This window comes from Sphingobacterium sp. UBA7253 (assembly GCF_002472745.1).
Lineage (GTDB): Bacteria > Bacteroidota > Bacteroidia > Sphingobacteriales > Sphingobacteriaceae > Sphingobacterium > Sphingobacterium siyangense.
The window spans coordinates 1-8,512 of record NZ_DKSP01000169.1 but is presented as its reverse complement, the minus strand read 5'-3'; the positions used below and the strand labels follow the sequence as shown (position 1 = coordinate 8,512).

Here is an 8,512-nt window from a genome sequence, read left to right as displayed (position 1 = left end):
TAGCAAAGGAGCTGTTATGCACGCGAGGATCCTCTGGACGTTCTCAGCTGCCTATCGCCAATTTAACGATATATCCTATTTACGAATGGCTGAACGGGCTTACCACTACCTACGCGATAATTTTATCGATAAAGAATATGGGGGAGTTTATTGGGAGCTTGATTATCAGGGCAAGCCCCTCAATACAAAAAAACAGACCTATGCACAGGGCTTTGCACTGTATGGTTTCTCGGAGTTTTACAGAGCTACGGGAATATCCGAAGCTTTGGAGTTATCAATAGATCTTTTTAAGTTGATTGAGCATACTTTTGATGATGAGTCTGGCGGATATTTGGAAGCATTTTCGCGCGACTGGTCACCGATAGCCGATATGCGGCTGAGTGAAAAAGACGAGAATCAGGTCAAGACCATGAATACTCATTTACATATTCTTGAGCCCTATACCAATCTGCTACAGGTGTGGCCAGATGATCAATTAATTTCAGCCCAAAAGGATCTGGTCGATCTTTTCGTTAGCAAAATCTATGATTCGCGTACAGGGCATCTCAATCTTTTTTTTGATCGGGAGTGGAACTCAACAACTGATACCATATCATATGGTCATGATATTGAAGCAGCATGGCTTTTGTGGGAAGCTACTACCGTATTGAATATTCCCGCACTCTCCCAATCCATCAAAGATATTGTGACCAGCATTGGCCTCGCCGCCGTGGAGGGGATCCTTCCTGACGGAAGTATGGCTTACGAATTTAGAGATGGTCATTTAGATGACGAAAGACATTGGTGGGTACAGGCCGAGGCAGTAGTTGGTTATAGCTATCTGTCCAAAATTGTACCTGATTCCAAGTTTTTAGATTTAGCAGAAAATGTCTGGAAATTTATTCAGACAAAACTTATTGATGTTCAATTTGGAGAATGGTACTGGAGTGTATTGCCCGATGGACAAATGAATCGTAACGATGATAAGGCGGGTTTCTGGAAATGTCCTTATCATAACGGCCGGATGTGTTTAGAAATGCTTCGGTTTAATGACCACGTCTGCTAATAATTGATAACCTAAGACTAAACATTTTGTTGAAATTTTCTAACTCTATGTGTAGGTGTTTTAACATTTTGACTCATAGTTCTTTATGGGTATAAAGAAAGGGGGTGCTTTCTATTAAGTGTCCCCTTAAGTGGAGCTGGAGAGATTCGAACAGGTTAGGGGCACTATACCAAAAAGGACCATATTGATGAGACAATATATAAATCATTTTTGCTCTGATTGCGACTTCTATCTTTTCGAGTTCAGCGGTTACCAGCTTACGCAGTCCTCTATCAAAACAATACATGTTAAATGTGGATACGCGAAACGGTCTTGCGGCACATCCCAAGTTCCCTTGAGATCTCCCGCAAAGATTTGCCGTGTTCCAAAAGTGTTTTTATCGTATTGTACATAGCCACTTTATACATAACGCTGAGATTTTATTATACTCTCAACAAGTAAAACCTTAATTGTTTAAGGTGGTGGCATTTTAATGCGAATTGCTGGGGGTATCTATATGCGAATTAACAATTGAGACCTCGGACTGTCTTTTTTGTCTTGCCATTTCGACGATTGCTATTGCCCGAAGCTTTCTCTTCGTTCAAGTGGTTTTCCAGTTCTCCATCCATCATTGATTCCAACAGATGCTTCATTAACGGCGCTAGGACGCCATCATTGGGAGACAAACTTTTACCTTCGTAAAGACCTTGCATGGCTTCTGCCTTGAAGCGTTCAAAGTCGAATGGGTCTTTTTCTTTCATGACCGTGTCGTTTGAATAATTGAATATACATAATCTTATTGAATTATTCCTCTGACACAGTTCATGTTACAGTCTCCATTTCTATAATTAATACACTTTGTGGTACGATGCTGTTACCTCTTTTGTTTTTTCATTTCTTCTATCTCTCGCTTTAGCTGGTCTCGATCTTCTTTCTTGTAAAATTCTAACTCCGTTGCAGAATAATCGTACTTGAATAATCTCGCTTTTATTCTGGTATTATTGACAAAAATACCAAAGTCTATGTTTGCTATAGTGAGAAAACCAGCACTATTTCCATCAATTTCGATACTTCCAAATTTTGTGAGTTTTGCCAGTCTTGTACTGAATGATCCATCTGTGTCTGAAGATACTTTTTTGAGCGTATTTCCTTCCGAGTCTAAAAATCGTATCTCTGCATTGGGTACCTTCCTTTTTTTCTTAGCTTCAGTGATAATGCCTGAAATCGTCACAGAATCTTCCGAATCGTTCTCGTCTAAATAGCTTGAAGATTCGTACCCGCCCAATACTTTATTGTTTATTGTTTTAGGTCTGATGACAGAACATGATGAGAAACAAAAGATCAAAAAAAAGACTAAAATTTTAATAGCCCAGATCAACTTATAACACCTATCTATGTTTTCTATTTGCTTTTTCAACTTCTTTCCTCAACTTTTTCTGGTCCTTTTTTGAACCTATTTCATTAATATACATGGGCTGCCTTGGTAATTTTATGTCTAAGGCGTAGGTTTTAAAATTTGTCGCAATGTAAACATGTTCGATAGTCATCCCCGTTCCAAATGTATCTACAATAATTTTTCCATGGAGCAATCCCTCGGATGGGATCGTTAGCGAAAATTCTCCATTTTTATCGGTGATGGCTGTACCAATTGTATCACTCTCTGAACTAAGAAAGAAAACTCTAGCAGAAGGAACATTTTCATTATTATGGCACATTCTCACTTTGCCTTTTATTAAAGGCGATATCTCATCATCTGTATAACCTTTACCTCGTTGGCTATAGCTGCTGCAGTTGTTTTGGTCTATATCAACCCAGTCGTTATAATTCTTCTTTGTGGAACAGCTAAAGAGTGTTAGCAAAAGAAGAAGTTTAAAACCACAAAGGTTTAACTTTATGCGTAATGCCATTATAAATTTGGACCTTTTTTATATTTCAAATAATAAACAAAAATTCTTTATATGAATAGATTCCGTTGTAAACAAGATGAAATTTTTAGCACCATCAAAAGCTTTTTTTTAACTTGCTTGTACCTACCTCTAAAATCTAACTCATTTCAATATTAATAATTTTTCTGAGTTGATTCTCATTTATATCTATTTATTATTTTGATTCTTGATTTCTTTAATCTCTTTTTTCGAAAGGGGTACTGTGCTTTTCATAACTCCATTTATAATAAACAGTTTCACAGCTATTTCTATTTGTGAATAAAATCGACCCATATCAACTTTTGCGATTTCAAGTTCACCTAATGAATTTCCATCGGATCCATTTATATTAATATTCCCGACAGTAGGTTCAGTTTTTATGGTAAACTTAAATCTTCCTTTACTATCAGCTGTTTTTTTAGCAATTAATTTATTATTTGTATCCCGAATTTCAATTTCTGCATTTGGTACTATTTTATTACTTCCTCCCATGCGCACCTCTCCCTGAAGTGATATTATTCCTTCAAGATCTTTATCATCTTTTAAATATTTTATATTTACAATCGAAAACCCTGTGCTGTTAGATGGCTTGCCGCCCAATGCAAATCCGAAACAAATAGGCGCAAAACTGAACGAGATTGCGAACAAAGCCCGCACGGCAGGCGACTATCGTGAAATAGGCAACCTCTACGGTTTCAATTATTGGTTAAAACAGAACTTCCAAAGGATAATTCAACACTCGAAAGGGTCAATAGATTTTTTATAACTGGCGAGGGCAATATCAAGTACACCTACAATAACGGTCTGATGGCAAAAGACCCCGAAACCGCCGCAATGAATTTTTTAAGGGCTTTGGAAAAACTGCCGGGCTTTGTGAAGCAGGAGCAGGAGAAAATCGCTGAAATACCAAAAGACCTACCGATACTTCAGGAAGTGGTTAACGGTACTTGGGCTAAGGAAAGTCGATTGAGTGATCTTAAAACGGAACTGGCTGCCGTAGAAAGAAAGATACAGCTATCTATTACGCCGGAAACCAAACAAGATGCTTCGGAGCAGGCAGAAAAGCAGAATGAAGCCCCAAAGGTGCAGGAAAGCATTATACGGACAAAAGGCGTTCATTCACCTCGTGGCGTATTATAATAGTCGTTACTTTTCGTCCTTTTCGTCCATTTTTTTTTATTAGGGCTTCACACAGGCTGTCAAGGAATTTGGTTCGGTTTATCTTACGGGCTTTCAGTTCCATAAACGTATGGTAAAAATCGCCCAATTCAATATTAAAGGCATCTTCAAATGCTTTAGCAATCAATTTTATATCTGTATTCCCATTGTTAAATACACCGTGGGAGTACAGTGCATATATGAGTTCAGTCAGTGCCGTTTTGCTTGCCGTCCATTTCAATGAATTGTCCGAACCCCTTTTCACATTGATGTTATTGAGCCTGTCTTCCAAATAAACTTGTATCAGGTCATTGGCAATAATCTTGGCAACCTTATAATCGTGTGAAGTAGAAAAACGATGGTCTGCTTCAAAATAAAATGTGTCTAACCACAGCCTTATATCGTGCTTGCCACGCACAAAGAATTTTTCGTCAACGAAAGAATTATTGCTGCGGTAATACTTGTAAAAATCAAGGTTGTTTTCAAAGAACCTTTTTAGCTTTTTCAGTTCTTTGGTAAAATATTTCTTGGTACGCTTGTTCCCGTAGGGTCTTCTTGTTTCGATTTTATAGATGGCATTGTAGTAGATGAGCTTTGAAACAATAACAGGTTTCTGATACTTGAAAAAATGGATTTCTTCTTCCATATTCTTAAAGTCATTTTTCAGTACAAAGTCCTTTAAGTCGGCAAGGCTTTGTATGATATGGTGTATAACGGCTTCAATTCTTTTTATGGGGCAGTCGGTTTCAATCTCCAGTTCCTGGATTGCAGTTTCCAATTTAAGATATGTTTCATTGTAAAATTTATCCATTCGCTTCATTTTGATGTAATATATTATTGGTTAATACAGAAAAGCTAACACTGTTCGTATTAGCTTATGATGCAATTACTGCTTAAAAAAATTCAACCTCTACCGTATTGATGATGGAACGATAGATAGATTTTTGTTGCATACTTTAAAGGGTTGTAGTATGATGCAGGTTAGTCTTTGCGAATTACACCTGCATCACCTCCTTTTTTTTACCGATATTTTTTTACGGTTATGCAGTTTACAACCCTTAGTTATTTAATTTTAATAAGTCAATGCCAGCCCCACACCAAAGCCCATATCGCTATCATAGTGGGTACGTATACCTATATTCTTATTAATGATATACCTAAGTTCTCCCATATACTCTAAGTCGGTATTCACCATAAAACCACCTCTTAGTCTTTTTGAAATTGGTATATCTTCACGCATTAACTGCAATCTCACAATTCCATCATGATATACTTCTGCCTGAAAATTGACCAGCATAGGTAACGTATACATAAACCCTAAACTGAACGCCCTGCGGGTGTCTTTCTTGTTGGTTTGTCCAAATATGTTCTTTTCGTGTTCATCTTCTCCCATTTTACGGTAGCGGTAATCAAAACCTACAAAGGGCATGAACCATTGCATCTTTCCAATGTATCTACCTAAATGGGTTTCTACTTCATAACCGTGCATACTATTATAGCCTAAACGCCATTCTGTTCCTAATTGGTAGCGTGCATTCATTAGCATAGCTTCTCCATCATTACCATTGGTTGCAAAATCGTTTTGTGCCATAAAATGAGGCATATTACTTTCTCTTTGCAATTCTTTATAGGCTTTTGCCTTGTCGGGTAGATAGGGGTTATTGTAGTCTCCAACTTCAAAGACCCTGTTCATTCCCGCCATCATGTGATATAATATATGGCAATGAAAGAACCAATCACCTTCCTCATTTGCTAAAAACTCAATGGTATCTGTTTCCATAGGCATGATATCCAACACATTTTTAAGCGGCGATTTTTCGCCTTTTCCGTTTATCACCCTGAAATCAAATCCGTGAAGATGCATTGGATGCCGCATCATTGAATTATTATAAATGGTAATCCGTAGAATTTCTCCTTTTTTTACAGGTATTTTGTCAGTTTCCGAAAGTATTTTATTATCCATGCTCCATACATAGCGGTTCATGTTGCCAGTAAGTGTGAATTTCAACTCTTTTACAGGCGCATCATTTGGAAGAGAGGTGTTATAAGGTGATTGCAACATAGCATAATTTAATGTTTTGATGTCTCCCAAGGCATTAGCGTTGTAACGGTTAGCGTCGTTATCCATATCCATACCCTCATGCTTACTGTGGTCTGCTTTTTTTGTTGCATCTCCGGTAATTTCGGGATACATCACTACATTCATGTCCATTTGGTTAAGGCTCATCTTCATGCCCATATCGTCCAAATCGCCATTCATTTTCATCATATCGTTCATCATCTTCATCCCCTCGAAATACTTCAATCGTGGGAGTGGAGAAATAAGCTGTTTGACCCCATCACCTATAAAGTAACTCGCAGATTGTGTCCTGTCTTCGGTTGTTGCTAAGAACTCGTAAGCCAAACCATCTTGAGGGATAGTCACTACAATATCGTAAGTTTCAGAAACGGCAATGATTAACCTGTCCACCTCTACAGGCTCAACATCATTCCCATCATTCGCTACTACTGTAATTTTTCCTCCAGCATACCGTAGCCAGAAATATGAAGACGCCCCTCCATTGGAAACACGCAATCTGACTTTGTCGCCTGCTTTTAGCTTTTTACCATCAATTGTTTTCAAATCGGTGCTATGGCTAGCATTTATTAGGATTTTATCATAGTAAATGTCACTGACATCCATCGCCAGCATCCGCTTCCACTCGTTTTTTACCTTTACCCCTAATTTTCCCTCCTTAATAGCTTCAACATATGATTGTGTTGCGCCTTTCTTAATGGCCGCCCAATCATTTGCATTGTGTAGCATACGGTTGATATTATCGGGGTTAAGATTTGTCCACTCACTTAATATAATTGGAACGGTCGGCAAATCGTCAATTCCTTTTCTGAATGTCTTATCATCGCTTCTTTTCTTCATGATAAAACTTCCGTACATGCCAATCTGCTCCTGCAATCCTGAGTGGGAATGGTACCAGTGCGTACCATGCTGGATAATCGGAAAACGGTAGGTGTAGGTTGTGCCCGGTGCGATGGGTTTTTGTGTAAGCCAGGGCACACCGTCTTCTTTATTGGGCAGGAACACACCATGCCAGTGAAGTGATGTGCTTTCTTTCAATTGGTTGTGCACCACTATTTCGGCAGTGTCGCCCTCGGTAAAGGTAAGGGTGGGCATGGGGATTTGCCCGTTTACGGCAATTGCCCTTTTTTGCTTACCTGCATAGTTGACAAGCGTATCTTTTACATACAGCTCGTAATGCACCACTCTCTGTGCAAACAGCGTTTGCGTGCAAAGCAGTATCAGCACTGTTTGCAAAATTCTTATAGGTATTTTATTATATCTATTCATGATTTGAAAAATTTTATTTAATGCTGTCTTCCATTGTGCTAAACCACGCTATCAAAACCTGCTTATCCTCCGGTGACAATACTGCATTGCGATGAATTAGTGTGTATGATGACAACGGCATTTCCCCGTCCTTAACCTGCCCGGCCATAGCCCTGAACTTGTTTCGCTGCCTGCGGACAGAATAGTCACCAAATTCGCTAAAGTTGAGTTCCTCTTTCCCCTTTTTTATATGCTCTGCCATGTACCATGCGCCGGGCTGGATACGGCTGTACCACGGATAATGGGTATTGTTGCTATGGCAGTCATAACAGGACTGAACAAGGATAGCCTTTACATTTTGGGGTACGGCGTACACCCTTTCGATATGGGTGGCTGGCACTTCATCCGACTGGTTCCGTAACGGCTGAAAGAACTGTATGCCGATGAGGATAACAGCCAGTCCCAATATGATTTTCTTTTTTAAGGACATATCAGTTCTTTGTGATAGTTTCCGTTACAGAGCCACAGCCCGGCATCTTAGCACCGTAGTACGGGTTTTTGATTTCCTTTGTTTCGCTTAACCAAAATGCCCCTTTTCCATCGTTAAATTTGGGACAGGCTATCTTATATACGGGCTTGCCCAAATCGAATGATTTGGCCAAATCGTAAAAGTCTTCGCCCAACATGACAAGGTGTTCCCTTTGGTGTTGGATGTTGCCCAAATTGGCGGCTATATGCACGCCATTTTCCTCGATGCTCGGGGAGATGTCCTTATAAGCCTTTAGCTGCTCTGCATTAAAACTGGTCGTATCCATGCTGTAAAGTGTCTTTACCAAGCCCTGCGCCGCAAATACCGCCTCCTTGTCATCATCTGAAGAAAGAGCGGACACCAACTTCCCATACTGCCCAAACAGACCCGGTATGGTCGGCTCTTCGCTTGCAGTATGATTGGCGTGTGCCGTAGTGTCCGTATGGGTTTCGGCAGAACTGTTCTTCTTTTCCGAATTGCCGTTACATGCCGATAATATAAATACGGCGATACCAAGAACTGTTGAGATTACATCACTTGCGTCCTAAACG

The 8,512-nt window shown here is 39.4% G+C and carries 10 protein-coding genes and 2 pseudogenes; 2 read left to right on the top strand and 10 right to left on the bottom strand.

Annotation, left to right across the window (positions count from 1 at the left end):
- A partial coding sequence (locus B2X72_RS17195) for an AGE family epimerase/isomerase (protein WP_286850848.1) occupies window positions 1-1,045 on the top strand: 1,045 nt, incomplete at its 5' end.
- Between the two features lie 73 nt (window positions 1,046-1,118).
- Here the strand turns inward: B2X72_RS17195 and B2X72_RS17190 are convergent.
- The 6 genes and pseudogenes from B2X72_RS17190 to B2X72_RS17170 form a co-directional block, all read right to left on the bottom strand.
- The gene (locus B2X72_RS17190; protein WP_088162435.1) at window positions 1,119-1,331 is read right to left on the bottom strand and encodes an Abi family protein; all 213 of its coding nucleotides are present in this window, start codon (window positions 1,329-1,331) and stop codon (window positions 1,119-1,121) included.
- A 1-nt stretch (window position 1,332) separates the two neighbouring features.
- Window positions 1,333-1,437, bottom strand: coding sequence for a helix-turn-helix domain-containing protein (locus tag B2X72_RS26665; protein ID WP_368072492.1), 105 nt, complete (start codon window positions 1,435-1,437; stop codon window positions 1,333-1,335).
- 117 nt (window positions 1,438-1,554) lie between these two features.
- Window positions 1,555-1,785: pseudogene (locus tag B2X72_RS17185) on the bottom strand (IS256 family transposase); the annotation flags it as partial.
- Between the two features lie 113 nt (window positions 1,786-1,898).
- A complete protein-coding gene (locus tag B2X72_RS17180; RefSeq protein ID WP_159333204.1) occupies window positions 1,899-2,369 on the bottom strand; it encodes a hypothetical protein in 471 nt (156 codons plus the stop codon).
- A 43-nt stretch (window positions 2,370-2,412) separates the two neighbouring features.
- Entirely contained in the window at window positions 2,413-2,931 is a 519-nt protein-coding gene (locus B2X72_RS17175; protein WP_070566717.1) for a hypothetical protein, read from the bottom strand.
- Window positions 2,932-3,117: 186 nt separating this feature from the next.
- Window positions 3,118-3,549 (bottom strand): hypothetical protein, encoded by a 432-nt coding sequence (locus B2X72_RS17170; RefSeq protein ID WP_139145004.1) that lies wholly within the window; start codon window positions 3,547-3,549, stop codon window positions 3,118-3,120.
- A 102-nt stretch (window positions 3,550-3,651) separates the two neighbouring features.
- Between B2X72_RS17170 and B2X72_RS17165 the strand changes: the two genes are divergently transcribed.
- The gene (locus B2X72_RS17165) at window positions 3,652-4,089 is read left to right on the top strand and encodes a hypothetical protein (RefSeq protein ID WP_286726937.1); all 438 of its coding nucleotides are present in this window, start codon (window positions 3,652-3,654) and stop codon (window positions 4,087-4,089) included.
- Window positions 4,090-4,095: 6 nt separating this feature from the next.
- On the opposite strand, the pseudogene B2X72_RS17160 reads toward B2X72_RS17165, so the two are convergent.
- The 4 genes and pseudogenes from B2X72_RS17160 to B2X72_RS17145 form a co-directional block, all read right to left on the bottom strand.
- Window positions 4,096-4,918 (bottom strand): annotated as a pseudogene (locus B2X72_RS17160) (RteC domain-containing protein).
- 261 nt (window positions 4,919-5,179) lie between these two features.
- Window positions 5,180-7,453, bottom strand: a complete 2,274-nt coding sequence (locus tag B2X72_RS17155; protein WP_115050235.1) for a multicopper oxidase family protein — start codon at window positions 7,451-7,453, stop codon at window positions 5,180-5,182.
- 13 nt (window positions 7,454-7,466) lie between these two features.
- On the bottom strand, window positions 7,467-7,922 hold the full coding sequence (locus tag B2X72_RS17150; protein WP_088162399.1) for a heme-binding domain-containing protein: 456 nt from the start codon (window positions 7,920-7,922) through the stop codon (window positions 7,467-7,469).
- Between the two features lies 1 nt (window position 7,923).
- Window positions 7,924-8,346 carry a DUF3347 domain-containing protein gene (locus B2X72_RS17145; protein WP_286850859.1) on the bottom strand — a complete coding sequence of 141 codons (423 nt, stop codon included), beginning with the start codon at window positions 8,344-8,346 and terminating at the stop codon, window positions 7,924-7,926.
- Between the last annotated feature and the right edge of the window lie 166 nt (window positions 8,347-8,512).